The organism is Glutamicibacter bergerei, from assembly GCF_054495185.1.
The window spans coordinates 1,721,000-1,742,361 of the sequence record NZ_CM137131.1; the positions used below are offsets into that span (position 1 = coordinate 1,721,000).

A 21,362-nucleotide genomic window follows, 5' to 3' on the forward strand; every position below is an offset into this window, starting at 1 on the left:
GCAGCGCACGGCATGAAAGCAACAGGGATCTCGGTGTCACACCGGTAAGCGGATCGCAGGCGATGCTAAAATCATGGGAGATTTCATGACGTTGAACGATGAGCCTACTGCTGGCTAACCGGATGCAACGTCAATCTTTTTAAACGATCTTTTTGTCCAATCCAGCACGAGGTGTCCCGGTGTCCGCTAGTAAGGCAGAAGTTCTGGCTCCCCAGCCATACGCTGGTGTTAATAAGACATTGCTTAGCGGAATAATCGGCTCCTCGATGATCCTCTTCGGCTCCTTCGGCACGGGTTGGCTGGCCAGCGTTTCACCGCTGAACCGCGATCCTTTTTTCATCATGGTGCGCACCGAGGCCACCGGCGTCACGATTTGCGTGATCCTCTTGGCGCTTGGTTGCTGGTTGCTTTTTCGTGCATGGTGGCGCCTGGGGCAGAAGCTAAAGACCTGGGACGAAGGCTCGCTCAAGATTGTGCAGCGCGCGGTGATGCTCTGGAGCATTCCAATGCTCATCGCACTTCCCATCATGAGCCGAGACGTTTTTGCTTACATCGGACAAGGCCGCCTGGTTGATGCCGGGCAAGATCCTTATGTCGACGGCATTTCAAGTCTGAATAACTGGTTCCAGCTAGGCGCCGACACCATGTGGGCCCAAGACGGGACCCCCTATGGTCCGCTGTTCCTGACCATTGAATACATCGTCGTCAACATCGTTGGCGGGTCTACCGATGCGGCTGTTCTTGCCTTCCGCGCCATCGCGGTCATCGGTGTCCTACTATGCCTGCGATATGTGCCCAAGCTGGCCGAACTACATTCGGTTTCCGGCGCCAAAGCGACGTGGATGACCGTGGCAAACCCGCTGTTCCTAGTGAACTTTGTGGCCAGTGCGCATAATGATGCGCTGATGACTGGCCTATCGGTGTGGGCCGTGTATCTGGCGTGCAAACGACACGGCTTCTGGGCGATTGTGGTGCTCGCTGCCTCGATCGGCGTCAAACCCATAACCCTGGTATTGCTGCCGTTTATCGGTTTGCTCTGGGCCGGGCCGGAAGCCAAATGGCCGCGCCGATTCCTCTATTGGTTCTACTCCGGATCCATATTCCTGGTTCTGATGACCCTCGTGGGCTGGCTCAACGGCTACTGGTTTGGCTGGCTGAGCGTGTTGCTGAACTACACCGGAACTGGTGTTTCCATTGTCGCGCCGCTGGGAATGCTCACCATCGCGTTGCAAGGTATTTTCGGGTCATTCGGCATGGAAACCGACTGGATACTGTCGGTCATAAAAACTGGTGGCCGGCTGCTCGGTGTGGGGCTTGCCATCGTGCTGATGTTCCGCGGGAAGTACTCGCATCTGGTCCAACGCATGGGTATCGCGTATGCGGCAATTGTGGTGCTGTCACCGGTAATCCAGCCGTGGTATCTGCTGTGGTTGCTGCCTTTCTTCGCGGCGACCGGATTGCGCGATGATTGGCAGATGCTCTGGCTGCACCTGACCACAATATTCTTCCTGGCCTACCAAGCAGCGGATCAAATTTTCGTCTGGCAGTTCCTCCAAGAAGACCTGGTCCCACGGGTGCAATTGATCTCTTGGGGAATTTCGATCCTCTGTGCGCTATTCCTGGTCTTCTTGGATCCCAAGACTAAAAAAATATGTCCCGAGCTGCTGAGCTCCACAAACTGGCTGAAAAAGAAAGCCAAGTGAGTTTGCTGGTGCACAAACTAATGCGACGAGGCGTCTCGCTGAAAGCTCTGGGATGGCAAGGCTTTGCCGCTTCGGTGTTGATCACCGTGGCTTCTTGGGGCATCGGCTGGTTTCCGCGCAGTCAGCTCTCTCCGTTGGCCCGAAGCGGATTTTTTGTCGAATTCCGCACCGAAGCATGGGGAGTTATCAGCTGTATCATCTTGATGGCCGCCGGTCTGGCCTGGCTAACCAGAGCTTGGATTCTTGCTCGTCCGCTGGTTGATACGGCAGAACTGATCAGTACGCGGCAATTAGCGCAGCTATTCGTTAAGTGGTCTGCACCGTTGATGTTTTCCTTCCCGATTCTCAGTCGGGATGTTTACTCGTATCTGGCCCAGGGCCGGATGCTTCACGCCGATAAGTCTCCCTATCATGAGGGTATTTCGGCACTGCCAGGTTGGTTCGAAGGTGGTTCGGACGGGCTCTGGGCCCAATCACCTTCTCCTTATGGCCCATTCTTCTTGGTGCTGTCACGCATTATTTATTTTGTCTCCAACGGGGTGCCCGAAATTGGAGTAGGGCTCTTGCGCATTACCGCGTTACTCGGGGTCATCGGATGTTTTCATTTCACCGCCAAGCTGGCGAAAAAAATGGGACAAAATCCAAACTGGGCTAACTGGGCCATTGTGGGAAATCCACTATTCTTATTGACCATGATCGGCGGCGCTCACAACGATGCGTTGATGATTGCCGGAGTGTTCAGTGCTTTCGCGCTGGCTTATGACCATCGTCCCCTCGCAGCCACGTTGGCTTTAGCTATCGCGGTGTCTGTGAAACCGATTGTGCTCTTGGTGCTGCCATTTATAGGGTTGATCCTATTAGGCCGCGATACGTCATTGCGTGCTAAATGCATGGTTTGGCTCAAAGTGCTCTGCTATTGCCTGATTTGGCTAACGATCATCGGAGCGGTGACTAACCTCTGGTTTGGATGGTTGCCGGCAATGTTTACCGCCGGGGACGCAGCCTTCCCCTACGCTCCTGTGGGTTTGACTGGTTGGTTGCTTGGCCTGCTGGTGGGAGTGCTGGGCGGCTCGGCGAGCCAGACACAGAGCATCGTGGTGTTCATTTTTCAGCTTGTTTCAGTGGCAATCGTGGCATGGCTTGCCTTGGCTAAAGACATTTCCCGGCCAGTGCGCCTGGCCGCGTGGGCACTGTCTGCGGTGATCTTGCTCGCACCGATCATCCAGCCTTGGTACATCTTGTGGATGATCGCGCTCTTCGCGATCTCACACCGTGTCTCGTGGTCCTCGGAGAAGCTGATGATCTATTTGGCTAGCCTTATTCTTGTGGTGGTCTTCGTGGATCAACTATCCATTGAGCAGTGGCACATCGTGTGGTTGATGCGGGTGTTTGCGGCGGTACTGGCGGTGGCTTTATTTGCCGGCCTTTTCCGCTTCGACCCGAAAACTCGCACTGTCCTGAGTGGAGACACAGGGCCAGCTTCCATTCAGTAACCATCCAGCCAACGATGACTGACCTCATACCGGACGTCACAGGTTGCGTGTATTTTTCTCGGCTTAGATAGAAATATGCAAACGATGTTTTGGCCCGCGACGATCGCCATGCTTGGTGGTGTCCTCTTCTTAGGCGCAGCCGGTATTTTCCTGCTCGCCATCCAGTATCACCGCCATGGGCGGTTATCTTGGCGACGCACGTTGACCACCGGTGCCGCAGTGATCTACGGCTTTGGCCTCTTCAGCTACACGATGCTGCCCCTGCCCGAAACACGTGACGCATTTTGCCGCCCCGGGGTAGCTGTTCCGCAGCTGCAACCGCTGAACTTCCTCAATGACTTTGCGCTCTCATATGAACTGGGAATGCGCCACTTTCTGACCAGCTTTACGCTGTGGCAGGTCCTTTTTAATGTGATCTTGTTCATGCCGCTCGGTATCCTGGCGGTCCGCTGGCTGCGCGGGAACGTATTTCTGGGCACGCTCATTGGACTCACTGCCAGTCTGGCAATTGAGCTGACTCAGTACACCGGGATCTGGGGCCTGTATACCTGTGCCTACCGGGTTGCCGATGTTGACGATCTGCTGCTGAACACCTTCGGCGCGCTGCTTGGATCCATCGTGGCCTACCTGCCGATCTTTGCGTGGCTGACCGGGCCACGAGAACAAAGTGCTATGAAGTCCGGACCGCGCAAGGTGACCAGGCTTCGCCGCTTCATGGCCAACGGTTTTGATATCGCCTTTGTCCTCGGCCTGGTGATGCTCACCACTTTCGTGCTGGAGATCGCCGAAAAACTTGGAGCCCCGCAGGCCTCCTACAACCTGACGCAGCGGTGGATTCCCACGATCTCGGTGCTGCTGGTCTTCTTGCTTCCAACCCTGATGCCAGGCCGCGCGAGCCTAGGGCAGCGCTGTGCCTGGATTCGAGTGGCCGGACATGGCACGCGTCCAGCACCTGCATGGCAGGCAGTGGCGCGCAGCATTCTGGGTCTCGGCGGAATCTCTTTCGCTTTCCAAATTGCCGACAGCATCTGGGCTGCAAGCCCCTGGGCCTGGCTCAGTGCACTGGTACTTGGCTACCTGCTGCTGAGCTCGATTTTCCTCTTATGCGATCCGGCCGGCCGCGGAATAGCCGGCAGGCTCACCGGCACCAGATTCGTTGATCGGCGAATTCACTAATCGTTCACCACCAAGCTGTCAGCTGATGGGGCTAAAATAGTCCAGGTGGCCGGTACTCGATACAACTGGCAACCACATTCGCTTAAAAGACGTTCCGTTTCATCTCCCAAAGTTAGGCCTGCCCCGCAGCATGGATACTCAGCAAGAAATTCCGCACGAACCGCACCGCGCCGTCCTCGGCACCGCCGTCGGAGCCACGGTCCTGATCGCGATTGGTGCATTCGTCCTATCCTTCGCAGCGCTGACCGACTTGGCTGAACGCTCCGGCATCCAGTCGAATCTGGCCTGGATCTGGCCAATCATCATCGACGGCATGATTGTCGCAGCCACCGTTGCCATCGTTGCGCTGAACGGTTTTAACCGTAAAGCCATGATCTACCCGTGGTCCTTGCTGTTCTTCGGCGCTATCGTGTCGACCGCAGCGAACTCCACCCATGCGATCCTGACCGTGGATTCCATCGTTAATGGTGTGCCACCGCTGGTATCGGCCCTCGTTGCGGCCATGCCGCCTATCGTGCTGCTGGCCATTACCCACCTGACCGTGCATATGTACCAGAAGAAGTCCGAAGCTGCGAAGCTCCGCGCGGCCTTCGAATATGACGAAGAGCAGATCAATGCTGAGAAGTACGGCGTCGCCTACGATGACGGTTACAACTCCGCACTTTCTGATGCACAGCAGGCAGAAGCCGAGCGCACGGCCCAGCTGGAGCAGGAGCACCAGGACGCTATCGCCCGGGCCCGTGCCGAGGCCATCGCCCAGTCGCGTTCGGAAAAGGTCACCCCGCTGAAACAGGCGCCGGCTCCGGCAGCCGCTAAGCAAGCTGCCGCTGCCAAGCCGGCTGGCGAAGACAAGGCCCCGTTGTACGAGGATATGGCCAAGCGCCTGACCCGCCCATAGCTAGGGCACGCACCGTTTCGACCACCCGCGGCATTTCAAGGCATTAGGAGGCATCACTATGGATCAATTGACCAGCAACACCGAACCGGAACAGTTCAGCGAACAAATCGACGAGGCGGTGTCTCGTTTTGAAACCGTGGGCAGGGAACTCGATGAGGTGCTGCGGGCGATGAAATCAAAAATTCGCTCGCTGTTTATCGATAGTGAAGTCCAACCCTTGTTTGTGACCGGACGGGTGAAAACCGCCGAGTCCTTCCGGGCTAAAGCTTCGCGCCAGCTACAGGAAACTCCGGATTCAACCCCGGTATTGGAGTTCCCTAACCCGCTGCGGGAAATCCATGACATGGTGGGTTTGCGCATCATCGTGATGCTTCCCCACGAAATCCAGCAGGTAGCCACGCTCATCAAGGCGCACCGCGAGGACTTCGACTGCCGCAGTGACCGTGAGAAAGACATCGGTTCGGTGGAATCCGGAACCTATGGCTACTCCTCACGGCACCTGCTGCTCAAAACCCGCAACGAACCGAGCGTGTCAAAGTTCCAAACGGCTTTGGGCAAACCAGTGGTACCCAGCGGCAACTTCGTCTTCGAGGTTCAGATCCGCACGGTGCTCCAGCATGCATGGAGCGAGATGGAACATGACATCCGCTTTAAGCATCCTGGGGAAGCCGCGTGGAACCCGCAGATCGACCGGCATTTCACCGCCACCGCAGCGATGCTCGAAACGGTGGAAAACTACTTCACCGACATTGATGATCTCTACCATCGGATGAACGGCTACCACGACCGAGAAGGCTTGGGCACGGAGAAGCTGACCGGCGAGAAAATCGGCGAAATATGGCAGACGCTGCTTCCGCACGTGGACCGCAAGCGCGACGATGACTGGTCCTGGGCCGCCGAATTGCTCGGCTCCCACGGCATCGATCAAACGTGGCAGCTGGCCGAACTTTTGGATGCAAATGTAGTCACCGAGGTCCGTGCCGCACTGGATCACCGGTATTCTCCGGGGCCAGATAGGCTGCTTGACGACGTGTTGCTTTGGCGTTTTGGCAAGGCACATATCGATAAGACCAGTGGCTCGGATTTGAAACGCGAAGCCTCGCTTCGTCGCAGACTGATCCAAATGAAAGACTTCCGCTCCACGCAGCGCAGCTAGCACAACTGCCCGGCACCCAATATTGGGTGCCGGGCAGTGAGCGTTAAGATGTTGGTTCGCACACAGTAAGCCTGATCCCGCCTATACGACCGGTAGGATAGACAAGTTGCCCTTTATATGGGCGAATAGTTTTTCCTTACCCCGTTTTGAAAGGGCCACACCATATGATTTCCGTAGCCAACCTTGAGCTACGCGTCGGCGCCCGCTTGCTGATGGACGAAGTAAATTTCCGCATCGACAAGGGCGACAAGATCGGACTGGTGGGTCGAAACGGTGCCGGTAAGACCACCATGACCAAGGTCTTGGCCGGAGAATCCCAGCCGGCTAGCGGTAACGTCTCGCTGAAGGGTTCCATTGGCTACCTGCCACAGGATCCGAAGACCGAAGACATGGAGCAGCTGGCGAAGGACCGTATCCTCGCCGCTCGTGGCCTAGACGTTGTACTCAATAAGCTGGCTAAGGCCCGCGATGAGATGGCTAGCGATGACGCGTCCGTAGCGAAGAAGGCCATGGGCCGATATGACCGTCTGGAAGCCGAATTTATGGCTGCCGGCGGCTACTCCGCCGAATCCGAAGCCGCGGCCATCTGTTCTAACCTGGATTTGCCAGAACGTATTCTTGAGCAGCCATTGCGCACCCTATCCGGTGGCCAGCGCCGCCGTGTGGAGCTTGCCCGCATCCTTTACTCGGACGCCGAAACGCTGCTGCTCGATGAGCCAACTAACCACTTGGATGCCGATTCCATCACCTGGTTACGTGACTTCATCAAGAACTACACCGGCGGCGTGCTGATGATCAGTCACGACACCGGCCTGTTGGATGCCACCGTGAACAAGGTGCTTTTCCTTGACGCTAACCGCGCCACCGTTGATGTGTACAACATGAACTGGAAGCGTTACCAGACCCAGCGCGAAACCGATGAGCGTGCTCGTAAGCGCGAGCGCGGCAACATTGAGAAGAAGGCTTCGGTCTTGATGGCTCAGGCTAACAAGATGAAGGCTCGTGCTTCCGGTGCTTCCGCCGCGCAATCGATGCTCAAGCGAGTTGACCGCATGCTTTCGGGCCTGGAAGAAGTGCGCGCGAACGACCGTGTTGCAGCTTTGCGCTTCCCGGATCCTGCCCCTTGTGGCAAGACCCCAATGATGGCCGAGGGCCTATCCAAGGCCTATGGATCCCTGGAAATCTTCACCGATGTGTCGCTGGCTATCGACCGGGGTTCAAAGGTAGTAATCCTGGGCCTTAACGGCGCGGGTAAGACCACCTTGCTGCGTATGCTTGCCGGAGTTTCGGAGCCAGATACCGGAACGATCATCCCGGGACACGGTTTAAAGATCGGTTACTTCGCACAGGAGCACGACACCCTGGATCCAGACGCGACGGTGCTTGAAAATATGCGTCGCAACGCCCCGGATCACCTCGGTGATGCCGACGTGCGTTCGATTCTTGGTTCCTTCATGTTTGTTGGCGATGACGTCTCGAAGCCAGCCGGAGTACTCTCCGGTGGTGAGAAGACCCGTCTGGCCTTGGCCACCATCGTGGCTTCCAGCGCTAACGTGCTGCTACTCGATGAGCCTACTAACAACCTTGACCCGGCCTCGCGCGCCGAGGTACTTGGTGCGCTATCCAGCTTCCCAGGCGCCGTAGTGATGGTCAGCCACGATGAGGGCGCCGTGATGGCACTGAAGCCCGAGCGTGTGGTCATCCTGCCTGATGGCGACGAGGACCTGTTCAACGAGGGCTATCTGGAATTGGTCTCACTGACCTAAGCCAGTACAGCTTAAAAGCCGCGGGTCACCATTCTCTAAGGATGGTGACCCGCGGCTTTTGTGTTGCCCTGATGCTAAAGGGCAAGCCCACGACCGGTGGTCGTGGGCTTGTCGCCTTACTGGGGTTTGTCGCCGTCCTTCGGCGGATCTTCATCAAGCATGAGATCCTCATAGGCCTCATCGGTCAGCGACCCGTCGCGACGGAACTTCTTTTCTTCCTTCGCACGTAGCTTGCGGACCCGGTGAATTGGTTCTTCAAAGCCCAACGCCTGCGCCTCGGCGAGCTCGGCAGCGTCTTCGGCATTGATCTTGCGTTGTTGCTTCGCCGCGTACCAGAAGCCGACGAAGGATAAGATCCCAAAGAAGTACCACTGGAACTCATAGGAAAGGTGCGGACCTTCATCGGTGTCCGGTGCATCCAAGGGCTGTGGTGCTGTGGCCGGAGCCGGATCTTCCTCGTACATGATGCCGTAGGCACCTTCGGAGATCGGGTAGGGGAGTTGCGCGGCGTAGGCGGGCAGATGAATGGATGCGAGCTGGCCATCGGGGGCCCCACGATCCAGTTTGATCTCGCCGGCCTTCAAACGTGCGTTCACGGTGACCGTTCCGGCAGGAGCAGCGGGAACCGTATCGGGGCGACCGCCTTCGGAATTGCCGATAGGTAGGAAGCCGCGGTCGATAATTACCGTAGTGCCGGTTTCGGTGCGGAACGGAACCAGCACCTCATAACCCGGGCGGGAGGCCTTAATCCGGTTGCGCACGATGCGCGTGTCATCGCTGAGGTACTGACCGGTGAGCTCAACAGTCATCCAGGTGTCTTCTTCAGGCAATGAATTAAACTTGTCCAGCGCCTGATCACCGGAAACTGGTGTGGCGTCGTAGTTGTTGTTCACGTGGGAAATGCTGGTGAGCACTTCGGTGCGACGGTCAGACTGCCATTTACCTAGCCCCGCACAGGCTGCAGCAAAAATGACGACGAGTAGCAACCAGCCAACCCAGCGGGTGCTGGCCAAAAAACGGTACATTTACTGAGTAGCTCCTTCGCCCATGGGCAGGGTTTCCTTATAGAGCAAACGCTCCTTCAGATAGGTTTCTAACCACTCGCGGTGCTCAGTACAGGCCAACCAGATCTTTCGGCGCTCGGGAGTATGAATCTTTGGGTTATTCCATAAAATCTGAAAAGCTGCCGGCGCCCGGCATCCCTTACGCGAGCATTGAACTTCGGTAGGCGCAGAACTCGCGCCTGCTAATGAACCGAGAAGATCCATTTATGCCTCCTTAGACGTATCGGACGGGGGAGCAGTATCGGTCAGTGTGCCCTCGATGATCACGATCTCTGGTTCGTCCACCACAGTTGGCCGGACCGTATTTTCGATCTGTTCCGGCTCCTTGCCACTATAAAATTCTGCGGGAGGTTCGCGCCTAGTCAGGTCTGCTCCGCCATTGGCGATGACTACGGCAATATAGGGCAGGATCACTGCTCCGGCGAGCAGTACCCACCGTACCCACCCTTCAAAGAAGAACGCCAAGATGAAGCACAGCATACGCACGGTCATGGAAATCGTGTATTTGCGTATGCGCAGGTCACGCTCCGAGGTGTGGGACTCGCGCGCTTCGGTAATACGGTGAACCGGCTGGTCCTTTGGACCATGGTTCGCATGCTGGTGTGACATAGCTTTCGAACTTCGCTCAACGGGGCTATTTCTGCCTTCATTCTCTCACTTGTGCCTGTGAGAACCGAATTTCTACGTGCCGTCGAAGCTGTAATACTGCGTGGTAACTAATAGGATTGTTCTCAGACTAGCTACTGACCTAAGCAAAGTGTCTGTTTTGGTGCCCCGTAACCGACGGTGTGCGCCGACGGCATGGATGGAGAATTACATTGAGCACGGAAACCACCAACGGCCGCAGCGTACTGGTGACCGGCGGAAACCGCGGAATTGGCCTAGCCATCGCGCGTTCCTTCGAAGCCAACGGTGACAAGGTTGCCATCACCTACCGTAGTGGAGAGGTTCCCGAAGGGCTGCTCGGCGTGAAGGCCGATGTTACCGACGCCGAATCAATCGATGCGGCGTTCAAAGAGGTCGAAGCGGCCCACGGACCGGTTGAAGTACTCATCGCTAACGCCGGTGTAACCAAAGACACGCTGCTACTGCGCATGAGTGAAGATGACTTCACCTCGGTGATCGACACTAACCTCACCGGCGCCTTCCGCGTGATTAAACGAGCCAGCAAGGGCATGCTTCGCCTCAAGCGTGGCCGTGTGGTGCTGATCTCTTCGGTGGTTGGACTCTACGGTTCACCGGGCCAGATCAATTACGCTGCGTCCAAGGCCGGTCTTGTGGGCATTGCCCGCTCACTGACCCGCGAACTTGGATCACGTAATATCACCGCGAACGTGGTGGCCCCAGGCTTTATCAACACCGAAATGACCGCGGTACTTCCAGAAGAAACTCAGAAGTCCTACCTCGCGTCCATTCCGGCCAACCGCTTTGCCGAGCCAGAAGAGGTCGCTAACGTGGTGCGCTGGGTTGCTAGCGATGAAGCGGCCTACATCTCCGGGGCGGTTATCCCGGTTGATGGCGGCCTTGGCATGGGCCACTAAAACTACCCCAATTTTTGATATACCTAAGGAGTAAAAAGTTGAGCGAATACAAGGGTGCAATAGTCACCGGCTCGTCGCGCGGAATCGGCGCGGTCACCGCACAGGAACTGGCAGCAGAGGGCCTCGGAGTGGTCATCAACTACCGCGCCAAGGCACCACGTGCGAACAAGATTGTGGCAGCTATTGGAGACAAGGGCGGCAAGGCCGTTGCTGTAGGCGCCGACCTGACCACCGCCGAGGGTCCACAGGCTCTGATTGACGCAGCCGTGGAGAATTTCGGAACGCTAGACGTACTGGTGCTCAATGCCTCCGGCGGCATGGAAACCTCGATGGGGGAGAACTACGCGCTGCGCTTGAACCGCGACGCTCAGGTAGCAATGCTCGAAGCCGCGCTGCCAGCGATGAGCGAGGGCGGCCGTGTCGTCTTCGTGACCAGCCACCAGGCGCACTTCATCAAACAAGTTTCCACCATGGAAGCCTACGACCAGGTTGCGCAGTCCAAGCGCGCCGGTGAAGATGCCTTACGCGAATTCATTCCAAGGCTCGCAGAGAAGAATATCGACTTTGTTGTCGTCTCCGGTGACATGATTGAGGGCACCATCACCGCAACGCTGCTCAACCGCATGGAGCCAGGCGCTATTGACGCGCGTCGCGAAGCGGCCGGCAAGCTGTACTCGGTTGAAGAATTTGGTGCCGAAGTTGCCAAGATGGTCTTCGCTGACGTTGAAACCGGACACACCGAACTTGTTGGTGGGGCCGGAGACTTCCTGAAGCAGGCCGAGCAGTAAGAACCTGCTCGCCAAGTAGTTTATTTGAGGCCTGTCGTTCGCTCCCGCACCGGTGGTGAACGACAGGCCTTTATGCTGCACCGTAAGCGCCGTTTAATGCTGCGTTCGGCTCCAGCGGTAGGGCGTAGTGGTGGAGACCTTCAGCAGGCCGTAGCGCTCCAAAATGGGTCTGGAATATTCGGTGGAGTCACTATGGATCAGTGTTTTGCCCAGTTCTAGGGCGGCCCGTCCCCTCGCAGCGGTCAGCGCCCGATAAATGCCTTGCCCACGATAGGCCGCAACGGTTGCGCCACCCCAGATTCCTGCAAAATCCGTGTCAGGAACCGGTTCGAGTCGACCGGCACTAAGTATTGTTCCCGTGCTGTCCTCGGCCACCCACAGTTGCATTCCATCCGCGGTCGCCAGGCGACGAAGAATCGCCTCGGCATGACGGGTTGATACCGCTTCTCCGAAGGTTTGGTCCTGCATGGCGGTCATCGCGCGAACATCATCTTCGGAGAAGATCTGACGTAGCGTGACACCAGCCGGTAGCGGCGTTTCGGTACTCAGATCTGCGGCTCTCCCGACCATGATTGACTCGCTAGCGTCCGCTACGAACCCGTGTGCGAGTAACTGCTCGTGCAGTCCCGGCGCGTGGTCATGGCCCCGGCTCTTCCATTCGACGTCGCTGATTTCTGGCTGCTCCAGGTAGTAAGCGAGCGCTTCGCCGACCAGGGCTGCCAGCTTGGTGTCGCTGGTATGCGCAATGTGCGGGTAGGTGATAAACCCTTGACCGCCCGTAAAATTGATCAGACGTAGGGCACCTAGCCGCTGAACCTTTACGGCGCTGGGAGTCTCCGCATCGGTACGCAATTGCTCATCGTAAATGTTTAGATATTCTGCGGCTAGAAGTGACTGCACTAAAACCTCCTGCAGGATTGAAGAACAAAAGGCGCCTTTTGAAAGATTCAAAAGGCGCCTTGAAATTTTGAGTTATGGCTTCTCGCCACACACTACCTTGTGCCATGGCTGGTAGGTCCAGCTCTTAACATCTGGCGGAAGGGTTTTGGAGCCATCAATCGTGCTGCGGTTACGCGTGATGTCGATGCTAAAGCCCTTCTGTCCACCACTTTCCGAAACACACTTATCGGCTGGGTTATACCGGGTCTCAGGATTTGTCGTGTTGTACTTGCCTGAGCTCTTCTGGCTAACCTTCCAGTACTTCGTGCTCCACAAGCGCGTGTGTACACGATCGCCGCTGACCCACGCCTGAATCATCACGCCGTAGGGGGTGTTGTTCTTCCACACCATGTCGACTTGGCCCTCCCAGAGGGTGGCTTCGCGACCTGCTGGGTAGCGTTCAAACCAACGAGAGTGTGGCTTATGCGTGACGTCGTCATATCCGGCGAGGAAGCCGACGTTGTATAGCTGGGTGGAAATCTGAGAGAGTCCGCCGCCAACTGCTTCGGTGCTAAAGCCGCTTTCGACCACACCGGAACTGAAGTAGCCGTTAGCCACGGTAATCGGGCCTAGGGTCTGCAGGAGGGAGAAATTCTCCCCTGGCTTGATCACGGTCCCGCTGATGCGATCTGATCCGGCATGCAGGTTCTTGGTGCGTACCTTATCGTAGGTTGGATACGGGGTCGAGAATTCAACGATCTCTTCCTTGATACCCAGCTTCTTAGCATCCGCGGTGGTGAAGTCAGCCTCGGAGGTCTTGAGAACAACCTTTGCGGTGCGCTCTTTAGTTTCGGTGGCTGCTAAGACTTTTGCACCCAATCCCTTAGTCTCCAAGGCCAGACCCGTGGTCGACTTGGTGATGGTTGGCTTGCCGCCGGATAGGGTAATACGTGCGTTCTTTGCGGTGCTACTGAACTCGGAATTCGTCGTAGCTGCTTTGAAGAGTTTTTTATCATCCAAGATGATCGCTGGTGCGCCATCCTTGGGAGTGTAACTTGCAGCCTCCGCGATGGCCGCAGCCGAAATATCGACCTTCTTCTTATCCGAAGTTAGGCTGACTTTGTCCTTCAACAGGGCTTTGACCTTGTCGTCGTAGAAAGACTGCAAGGTATCTTCGGAAATTTCAGGCTTGGCAATTTCGCTAGGCAATTCGATCGCCGGTGCGCCTATCCGCCAGTCGCTGGTGAGGATCTTAGCAGCCTCATCTTGTTTCAGGCTCACCCCATCTACGGGCTTGACCAGTTTCGCTTTGCCCTCGGCAAAGGTGATATCGCCTTCGGTGACCTTTGAGTCAGCCTTTTTCGCTAGCGCCGCAAGCTGAGAATTCAGCTTGTCTTGATCTACGTCGATGCTTGCGGTCGCAGTGTACTTACCGGTCAAACGGTCGATGAGTTCTACCGGGTTTGCCTCGTAGCCGGTCAGATCTGCGACGGTGTCGTCAACGTTGAGTGACAGCCCGGCTTTGACGGGATCCATCTTATAGCTCTGAGAATTGATCTGCACTTCGAAAGGCTTTGCAGCTAGCGGAACAACTGACTTGTTCAGTGCCGCTCGGGCATCATCCTGGCTCATTGATCCAATGCTCACCCCAGCGATGCTGGCGTTCGCTGGAACTTGGGCACTAATGAGTGCGGCGCCACCGAAATAGAGTGCTGCTGCCGCCACCACGCAGGAACCAGTGATGAGCCAAGGCTTGGCCTTGTTTCGGCCTTGGTCCTTGGGCCGGTTGCTTGGCGATGGCGAGGAGAAACTGTCCGGGGAGGGGGTCTGCACTTGTCTGTTAGCTCTTTCGAAAAGCGGTTGGGGCCGGGCACGAGACGCGAATTTTTACTTCGCCGCGCATCGGTGCACCAAAAGAAATACTAACTGTTGGAACAACCGATACATGGCGTTGTGGGGGTAAACACCAAAATTGTTATCTACTTGTTGGATTTCACGCGTCAAAGTCGTCTAAAACTAAGTCAGCGATCACATCTAGGCGACTAAAATCAATGCGCGCACCGGCTTGTTCGCGCAAGGCTGGTTTCGCATTAAACGCTACACCCAGTCCGGCAGCGGTGACCATGTCCAGGTCGTTGGCGCCATCGCCGGCGGCAATAGTTGCTGACATGCTGATTCCGTGTTCGGCAGCCCAAGCGCGCAGCATTTTTTCTTTCATCGCACGGTCAACGATTTGTCCGTGAACTGTGCCATCAAGCAATCCGTCGGTAATTCCCAGCGTATTTGCCAACGCGTGATCCAATTTCAGCTCTTGAGCCAGGGGATCAAGGATCTGCTGGAATCCGCCGGAAACGACACCCACTATGTGACCAGCCGCGTGCATCCGCTGAACTAATTCGCGTGCTCCGTCGGAGTAAATGACTCGTGAAATAACCTCGGGTAGGACCGACTCCGGTAGACCTTTGAGCGTTGCCACGCGTTGGATTAAGGACTGGGCGAAGTCCAATTCACCGCGCATCGCCGCCTCGGTCACGGCCGCTACCTCTTGTTCGCGTCCGGCGTGGGCCGCGAGAAGCTCGATGACTTCCTGTTTGATCAGTGTTGAATCTACGTCCATCAAGAGCAAGATGCGCTTGGCATCGGTCAGCGCGCTGTCCAGAACCGTAACGCACGCTTCGTCGGCGGAAAAAAATCCTGAGTCAACCAAAGTGTCAAAGCTAGCTAGAGCTTCGGTGCGCAAGTCTAAGGTGTCAATGTTTTCGATCCTGGTCTTGGCGACCCAGCGTGTAGCCGACTCGTGCACGCTAAAAATTGCCTCGGCAGCGGCTGGGAGTCGATTAACCAGCTGTGCAAGGAGTTCATCAAAACGATCACGGGGGAGTGCTGGGCGGGATACGAGGGTCAAAGTTGAAGCCATGAACCTATTTTCGGTGGTGCGAGCGAGTACGACCAAACATGACGTCGAAGTAAACGAGGTGAGATAAAACATCAACCCACTTGTACAAGTTAGTTGTAGAATATTTAGATGACCTCATCACCACCAGATGCCAAGCTTGCAGATGACCTACTTGACGCCATTTATCCGTTATTCGGAATGCTCAATAAGGTTCGAAGTATTTCCGCCGGGAAGCTTGGCATTCTGAGTTTGGCTGAGGAACAAGGCAAAATTACGGCGGCCGCCATGAAAGACAAGCTCGGGGTAAGCCAACAAGCGATCTCCTTGGCTGCTAAGGAGCTGGTTGAAATGGAACTTCTGGTGCGTACCAAAGATCCGGGCGACCTGCGCCGTACGTGGTTCGCGTTGACCGACTCCGGGGCCCAAAAACTTCACGCCGAACGCCAACTGGCACGGGCGGTACTCGCTGACGTGATCAACAAAAATCTCGCTCCAAAACAGCAAGAATCGATCCGCCACGCAATCGACGCACTGACTCATATTTCACGCGGTGGGCATGAATCGAACTAATTCCAATCTTGTCCCCACATTAATTTTTGCGGCGTTATCCACCGCGATTGTCAGTTCCTTGGGGATGCTCTTAGTTCCGTCTATCGCAGCGACCTACCAAATTTCGGTCAGTGCAGCTCAATGGATGTTGACGGTAAACCTCCTAGCCGGTGCGGTGGCTACCCCGGTGATGGGTAGGCTCAGCGATGGACCGCACAAGAAAAAGTTCCTGCTATATTCGCTGGTGATCATTCTGCTTGGCTCCATCCTCGCGGCGCTGGCCCCTACCTTCGGGATATTCCTCATAGGACGTGCCATGCAGGGGCTGACCTATGGCATCGTGCCGGTGACTATCGCCTTAGCTAGGCGTTACTCGGATCCCAAGACCGTGCACCATGCGATTTCTTCGTTATCCGTCACCGTTGCCACCGGTATCGGCATCGGTTATCCACTGACCGGGGTCATCGCCGGGATGTTTAGCTTTCAGTGGGCCTTCTGGTTTGCCGCGGTTTTTGTATTCATCGTGATCTTTGTGGTGCTTCGGATCGTGCCCGACGGACCTGATGAGAATGCGCCCCGCACAAAATTCGACTTTGCCGGTGCGTTGCTCTTGGCCGCGGGCCTTGGCTTGCTCTTACTGGGGATCAGTGAAGGCTCACACTGGGGCTGGATTTCTGCTCGTACCGTCCTGGTACTTGGAGTAGCAATCATCTTGCTGTTCATCTGGGTGAAAACCGAGTTGCGGATAGCTCACCCGCTAATAAACCTGCGCACACTACGCCAAGGCGAAGTGCTGCTAGCTAACTTCGCCGCCATCGGCCTCGGTGCAGCCCTGTACATCGGCATGTCCGTGGCCAGTCTTGTCGCTCAAGCACCGGCAACCACTAACTTCGGGCTTGCACTACCGATCTTGTGGGCCGGATTTGTCATCATGCCACTATCGGTAGGCAGTTTGGTCGCTAACCGTCTGGTGCACCGGCTCGGGCACCGCGTGGGCTACCCAGCATTGTTACCCATCGGCGCGACACTCTTCGCAGCGGCCGCCACGTTCCTCTGGCTAGCGCACGGCGCACTGTGGGAACTGCTGCTGGGAATGTTGGTCTTTGGTCTAGGCATGGGTGCCAGCTACGCGGCCATGCCAGCACTTATCGCGCGGAGCGTCGCGGCCGAACAATTGGGTAGCTCGGTAAGTTTCAACCAGGTGCTGCGCACCGTGGGTAGTTCCTTCGGTACTGCGGTCTCCGCCGCGATCATCGCCATGCACGCAGATTCTTCCGGTGCCACCACAGGTCAGGGCGTCACATTGTCCTTCGCGGTGAGCGCCATTGGCTGCATTTTGCTCGGTCTGGCGCTGACTGTTCATTTCTTTTATCGCAAACAAAAGAGCAACGAGTCTTAATCCACATCGGCAATGGTGTTTTCAATTAGTGAATCAGGCAACGAAAGTCTAGGCTTAAAAACCATGAGCGAAGTGCTAACTTTCAACGATGTCAGCGTGGTGCGCGGGCGTAAAGACCTGCTCAAGGACGTGTCCTGGGAAGTCAAAGAAGGCCAGCGGTGGATCGTGCTGGGCCCGAATGGCGCCGGCAAATCAACCCTGATGAACATTGCAGCCACCCGTCTGCACCCCACCCGCGGTACCGCGGGCATTCTGGGAGAAACCATGGGTAAGGTCGACGTTTTCGAACTGCGACCGTTGATCGGCCTAAGCTCCTCACTGGTCGCCAACGCTATCCCGGCCAATGAAACCGCACTAAATGTGGTTCTCACCGCCGCGTACGGCATGACCGGACGCTGGCGTGAGAAGTACGAGAAACTCGACGAACGCCGTGCGTTCTCGATGCTCCACCAGTGGGGCATGTCCACCTTCATGAACCAGCCTTTTGGCAAGCTCTCCGAAGGTGAGCGCAAGCGTGTGCTGATTGCTCGCGCGTTGATGACCGACCCGGAACTGCTGATTCTTGACGAGCCAGCTGCCGGGCTGGACCTGGCCGGACGCGAAGAGCTCGTTGCTCAGCTGACTGAACTTGCGGCGAATGAAGAAGCTCCGGCTTTGGTCTTGGTCACCCACCACCTGGAAGAAATTCCACCGGGCTTCACCCATATATTGATGCTTAACGCAGGTGAAGTAGTCGCCGCCGGCGAGATCGCTTCCACCTTGACCGAAGAAAATCTCAAAGCAACCTACGGGATGGATTTGAGCGTGCGCGAAGTGGACGGTCGTTATAGCGCCGTCGCGCGCCGAGTGAACTAGGGGCAACACCACACCGTGATCGATTTTTGGCGTGAAGCGTTAATCCTGTTTGGCGGCCTGTGGGCCGGAACCATCAACACCGTGGTGGGTTCCGGCACCCTGGTGACTTTCCCCATCTTGGTGGCCTTAGGTTTTGCGCCGGTTAACGCGGTGGTATCCAACGCAATGGGTCTGATTGCCGGTGGATTCTCCGGCGCCTGGGGCTACCGTCGGGAAGCTGCCAGCGTCAAAAAAACCTTGTTAAAACTTGTACCGGTCTCCCTGGTCGGGGGACTGATCGGTTCACTGTTACTGTTGAACCTGCCCGAATCGGTGTTCGGCGTGGTGGCTCCGGTCTTGCTGGTCTGCGCGCTGGTGCTGGTGATCTTCCAACCCAAACTCTCCGCATGGGCTAAGACCCGGCAGGCGCAGCGCGGGGGAAATGATCCCGACGATGCCGACCGGGCCAAGATCCCCACTATCCTTTACGTGCTGGTCTTTGTTATCGGCGTGTACGGTGGCTACTTCACCGCCGCCCAGGGTGTCTTGCTTATGGCTGTCTTCGGGGTATTCCTGCAGGCTTCCTTGCAACAGTCCAATGCGATCAAGGTCATTCTTTCGCTGATGGTCAACATCGTGGCAGCTGCCATGTATCTGCTGATCGCCCCGGAACGCATTCACTGGATTGTGGTGCTGCTCATCGCCGTGGGTTCGTTGATCGGCGGATTTATTGGTGCCAAGGTAGGGCGCAAACTTTCGCCGGGCTGGCTTCGAGTCATCATCGTTATTCTTGGCGGTATCGCGTTAGTGAATATGGTGTACAAGTTGGTCGCTGGTGCCTGAGATCGTTAATCCCGAACGCATCTTGCATGTTGCCGACCTGCAAGATGCGCGCCTCGATGAGTACCTACGACTCTCCGAAGCGCACCTACGGATGCGCAGTGACGTGGAAAACGGTCTGTATATTGCCGAGAGCACCACGGTGGTTTCCCGCGCAATCAATGCCGGGCACGTTCCACGCAGCTTCTTGCTAGCGGAAAAGCATCTGGATCAGCTGGCGCAAGAATTTGCGCGTTTCCCGGACGTCCCAATTTTTGTCGGTAGTGATGAGCAACTTCAAGACCTGGTAGGTTTCCACCTTCACCGCGGGGCGATGGCCTCGATGAACCGTCCCGAACCGCTGAATTTGAGTGAAGTGCTTGAGCGGAGCTCGCGGATCGCTATCCTCGAAGACATCGCCGATCATACAAACTTAGGCGCGATTATGCGTTCGGCCTCAGGATTGGGCGTGGACGCGGTACTGATTACCCCCAAGTGTGTGGACCCCTGGTATCGCCGAAGCGCACGCGTCTCAATGGGCACCGTCTTTGACCTTCCCTGGGTCAGGCTCACCTCATGGCCCCAGGACATCAACATTCTTAAGGCTCATGGCTACACGATGCTGGCCATGGAGCTCACCGAGGACGCAGTGTCCTTGGCCGAGGTTGAAATGACTGAGGGTAAAAAGTTCGCGATGATCCTGGGCAACGAAGGCAGGGGAGTGACCGAAGAAACCCTGAGCCTGGTGGACCAGGCGGTGATGATCCCGATGCACCGCGAGGTGTCCTCACTCAATGTTGGGGCGGCTAGCGCCATCGCCTTCTGGGAACTGTGCTCTTCGACACCTAAATGAGTTTCACGCAGCATGCTTGCATGAGATAGGATGGAATGTCTGTGTGTCGGCCTTAGGGTCGAAGACGCAGTAAAATTTCCGAGCAAGTGGTTGCTGGCAAAATCCAGTGGCCTATCAACATAAAGGTGTATAGCTATGAAGGCTGATATTCATCCAAAGTACGGTCCAGTTGTCTTCAACGACCTGGCATCCGGCGAGCAGTTCCTGACCCGTTCGACCCGTTCGTCGGACAAGACCGTTGAGTGGGCAGATGGCAACACCTACCCAGTGATCGACGTCGAAATCTCGGCTGCATCGCACCCGTTCTACACCGGTAAGCAGCGCATCATGGACACCGCTGGCCGTGTCGAGCGCTTCAACGCCCGCTTCAAGGGCTTCGGCGGCAAGAAGTAATTCTTCGCCCCTCGCAAGCTTTTTACGGCACGATTCCAGTTCAACTGGAATCGTGCCGTTTGCGTTTAAGCACAGGTGACAAGACGATAGAATCGACTTATGATGCATCATGGCGAATACAAGGTGGTCGGCGGCAAATTAGTCGTCGTTGATCTCGATAGTGACAACGGGGTGATCGTTAACGCTTCACTTAACGGCGACTTTTTCCTCGAACCGGATGAGGCACTCGAAGACCTCAACGCGGCATTGAACGGTCTGCCTACCGACGCTAGCCATGGCACCATCCGCGACGCGGTCAACAACAATTTGCGCGAAGGCGCGGTGATGTTCGGTTTTGATGCCGACGCAGTGGCGCGCGCGGTCCGCCGAAGCCTGGGTCACGCCACCAAATGGGAAGATCACCAGTGGGAAATTCTCGGCCCAGAAATCATTCCCGTAGCCGAACAGGTAGCCCTCGACGAGGTGCTCACCCGGCAAATCGGAACCGGTGAGCGAAAGCCTACGATCCGTTTTTGGGACTGGGACGAATCCGCGGTCGTTATCGGCTCCTTCCAATCCTTAAAAAACGAAGTGGACATGGAACAAGCCACACACCACGGCATTAAAGTGGTGCGCCGCATTTCAGGTGGCGGGGCAATGTTCATGGAAGCCGGAAACTGCATTACCTATTCCCTGTACGCCCCAGATTCCTTGGTGGACGGAATGAGCTTTGCCGATTCCTACCCATTCCTTGACGCGTGGGTCATGCAGGCGCTGAAATCACTGGGCATTAATGCCTATTACAAGCCACTGAACGATATCGCCACGCCGAGTGGAAAGATCGGGGGAGCGGCGCAGAAACGTCTGGCTAAGGGCGCCCTGTTGCACCACGTCACCATGAGCTACGACATCGATGCACAGAAGATGGTGCAGGTGTTGCGTATTGGGCGCGAGAAAATCTCGGATAAAGGCATTACCTCGGCCGTTAAGCGAGTGGATCCGCTGAAATCACAGACCAGCGAAGATCGAGCGCAAATCATTTCCACCATGATGGATACCTTTGCAGCTCGTACCAACGCCACCGTTGTTGAGTTAGATGACATAACGCGAAAAGCCGCCCAAGACCTGGCTCAAACTAAGTTTGATACCGAGGCCTGGACGGCTCGCGTTCCGTAA

General features: G+C 56.4%; 21 protein-coding genes. 15 read left to right on the top strand and 6 right to left on the bottom strand.

Going from position 1 to position 21,362, the window contains the following annotated elements; translation table 11 throughout:
* The first annotated feature begins 179 nt into the window (after positions 1-179).
* The 6 genes from mptB (ACX5K5_RS07900) to abc-f all read left to right on the top strand — a co-directional run bounded on the left by mptB (ACX5K5_RS07900) (position 180) and on the right by abc-f (position 8,192).
* Positions 180-1,703 carry a polyprenol phosphomannose-dependent alpha 1,6 mannosyltransferase MptB gene (mptB, locus tag ACX5K5_RS07900; RefSeq protein WP_188685884.1) on the top strand — a complete coding sequence of 508 codons (1,524 nt, stop codon included), beginning with the start codon at positions 180-182 and terminating at the stop codon, positions 1,701-1,703.
* Complete coding sequence (gene mptB / locus ACX5K5_RS07905; RefSeq protein ID WP_459175390.1) at positions 1,700-3,196, top strand: polyprenol phosphomannose-dependent alpha 1,6 mannosyltransferase MptB; 1,497 nt, start codon at positions 1,700-1,702, stop codon at positions 3,194-3,196. The genes mptB (ACX5K5_RS07900) and mptB (ACX5K5_RS07905) overlap by 4 nt, the downstream gene beginning before the upstream one ends.
* An 84-nt stretch (positions 3,197-3,280) precedes the next feature.
* Positions 3,281-4,372 carry a VanZ family protein gene (locus ACX5K5_RS07910; protein ID WP_459175391.1) on the top strand — a complete coding sequence of 364 codons (1,092 nt, stop codon included), beginning with the start codon at positions 3,281-3,283 and terminating at the stop codon, positions 4,370-4,372.
* Between the two features lie 130 nt (positions 4,373-4,502).
* Complete coding sequence (locus ACX5K5_RS07915; protein ID WP_459175392.1) at positions 4,503-5,270, top strand: DUF2637 domain-containing protein; 768 nt, start codon at positions 4,503-4,505, stop codon at positions 5,268-5,270.
* A 58-nt stretch (positions 5,271-5,328) separates the two neighbouring features.
* Positions 5,329-6,426, top strand: a complete 1,098-nt coding sequence (locus ACX5K5_RS07920; protein ID WP_188685892.1) for a GTP pyrophosphokinase — start codon at positions 5,329-5,331, stop codon at positions 6,424-6,426.
* Positions 6,427-6,590: 164 nt separating this feature from the next.
* On the top strand, positions 6,591-8,192 hold the full coding sequence (abc-f, locus tag ACX5K5_RS07925; protein ID WP_096253665.1) for a ribosomal protection-like ABC-F family protein: 1,602 nt from the start codon (positions 6,591-6,593) through the stop codon (positions 8,190-8,192).
* Between the two features lie 116 nt (positions 8,193-8,308).
* On the opposite strand, the gene ACX5K5_RS07930 is transcribed toward abc-f, so the two are convergent.
* From ACX5K5_RS07930 to ACX5K5_RS07940, 3 genes are read right to left on the bottom strand one after another with little or no spacing between them, the layout of a single operon-like run.
* Positions 8,309-9,217 carry an SURF1 family cytochrome oxidase biogenesis protein gene (locus tag ACX5K5_RS07930; RefSeq protein ID WP_096253666.1) on the bottom strand — a complete coding sequence of 303 codons (909 nt, stop codon included), beginning with the start codon at positions 9,215-9,217 and terminating at the stop codon, positions 8,309-8,311.
* Entirely contained in the window at positions 9,218-9,460 is a 243-nt protein-coding gene (locus ACX5K5_RS07935) for an acetone carboxylase (protein ID WP_096253667.1), read from the bottom strand. It lies immediately after the preceding gene.
* Entirely contained in the window at positions 9,461-9,865 is a 405-nt protein-coding gene (locus ACX5K5_RS07940; protein ID WP_096253668.1) for a DUF3099 domain-containing protein, read from the bottom strand.
* Positions 9,866-10,074: 209 nt separating this feature from the next.
* On the opposite strand from ACX5K5_RS07940, the gene fabG reads away from it, so the two are divergent.
* Positions 10,075-10,797, top strand: coding sequence for a beta-ketoacyl-ACP reductase (fabG, locus tag ACX5K5_RS07945; RefSeq protein ID WP_105674321.1), 723 nt, complete (start codon positions 10,075-10,077; stop codon positions 10,795-10,797).
* Positions 10,798-10,835: 38 nt separating this feature from the next.
* Entirely contained in the window at positions 10,836-11,585 is a 750-nt protein-coding gene (locus ACX5K5_RS07950) for an SDR family oxidoreductase (protein WP_459175393.1), read from the top strand.
* Between the two features lie 93 nt (positions 11,586-11,678).
* On the opposite strand, the gene ACX5K5_RS07955 is transcribed toward ACX5K5_RS07950, so the two are convergent.
* The 3 genes from ACX5K5_RS07955 to serB all read right to left on the bottom strand — a co-directional run bounded on the left by ACX5K5_RS07955 (position 11,679) and on the right by serB (position 15,381).
* Positions 11,679-12,485, bottom strand: a complete 807-nt coding sequence (locus tag ACX5K5_RS07955) for a GNAT family N-acetyltransferase (protein WP_459175394.1) — start codon at positions 12,483-12,485, stop codon at positions 11,679-11,681.
* Positions 12,486-12,557: 72 nt separating this feature from the next.
* Positions 12,558-14,297, bottom strand: a complete 1,740-nt coding sequence (locus ACX5K5_RS07960; protein ID WP_459175395.1) for a VanW family protein — start codon at positions 14,295-14,297, stop codon at positions 12,558-12,560.
* Positions 14,298-14,457: 160 nt separating this feature from the next.
* Complete coding sequence (gene serB, locus ACX5K5_RS07965; RefSeq protein ID WP_443447483.1) at positions 14,458-15,381, bottom strand: phosphoserine phosphatase SerB; 924 nt, start codon at positions 15,379-15,381, stop codon at positions 14,458-14,460.
* 108 nt (positions 15,382-15,489) lie between these two features.
* Here serB and ACX5K5_RS07970 point away from each other — a divergent pair, with 108 nt between their 5' ends.
* The 7 genes from ACX5K5_RS07970 (at position 15,490) to ACX5K5_RS08000 (ending at position 21,362) form a co-directional block, all read left to right on the top strand.
* Positions 15,490-15,930 carry a MarR family winged helix-turn-helix transcriptional regulator gene (locus tag ACX5K5_RS07970; protein WP_096253673.1) on the top strand — a complete coding sequence of 147 codons (441 nt, stop codon included), beginning with the start codon at positions 15,490-15,492 and terminating at the stop codon, positions 15,928-15,930.
* On the top strand, positions 15,917-17,308 hold the full coding sequence (locus ACX5K5_RS07975) for an MFS transporter (RefSeq protein ID WP_459175396.1): 1,392 nt from the start codon (positions 15,917-15,919) through the stop codon (positions 17,306-17,308). Before ACX5K5_RS07970 ends, ACX5K5_RS07975 begins: the two co-directional genes overlap by 14 nt.
* Before the next feature lie 63 nt (positions 17,309-17,371).
* Complete coding sequence (locus tag ACX5K5_RS07980) at positions 17,372-18,163, top strand: ABC transporter ATP-binding protein (protein WP_096253682.1); 792 nt, start codon at positions 17,372-17,374, stop codon at positions 18,161-18,163.
* Positions 18,164-18,178: 15 nt separating this feature from the next.
* Positions 18,179-18,985, top strand: coding sequence for a sulfite exporter TauE/SafE family protein (locus ACX5K5_RS07985; protein WP_096253675.1), 807 nt, complete (start codon positions 18,179-18,181; stop codon positions 18,983-18,985).
* The gene (locus tag ACX5K5_RS07990; protein WP_459175397.1) at positions 18,978-19,814 is read left to right on the top strand and encodes a TrmH family RNA methyltransferase; all 837 of its coding nucleotides are present in this window, start codon (positions 18,978-18,980) and stop codon (positions 19,812-19,814) included. Before ACX5K5_RS07985 ends, ACX5K5_RS07990 begins: the two co-directional genes overlap by 8 nt.
* Positions 19,815-19,949: 135 nt before the next feature.
* On the top strand, positions 19,950-20,207 hold the full coding sequence (locus ACX5K5_RS07995; protein WP_096253676.1) for a type B 50S ribosomal protein L31: 258 nt from the start codon (positions 19,950-19,952) through the stop codon (positions 20,205-20,207).
* 99 nt (positions 20,208-20,306) lie between these two features.
* The gene (locus tag ACX5K5_RS08000) at positions 20,307-21,362 is read left to right on the top strand and encodes a lipoate-protein ligase LplAB (protein WP_459175398.1); all 1,056 of its coding nucleotides are present in this window, start codon (positions 20,307-20,309) and stop codon (positions 21,360-21,362) included.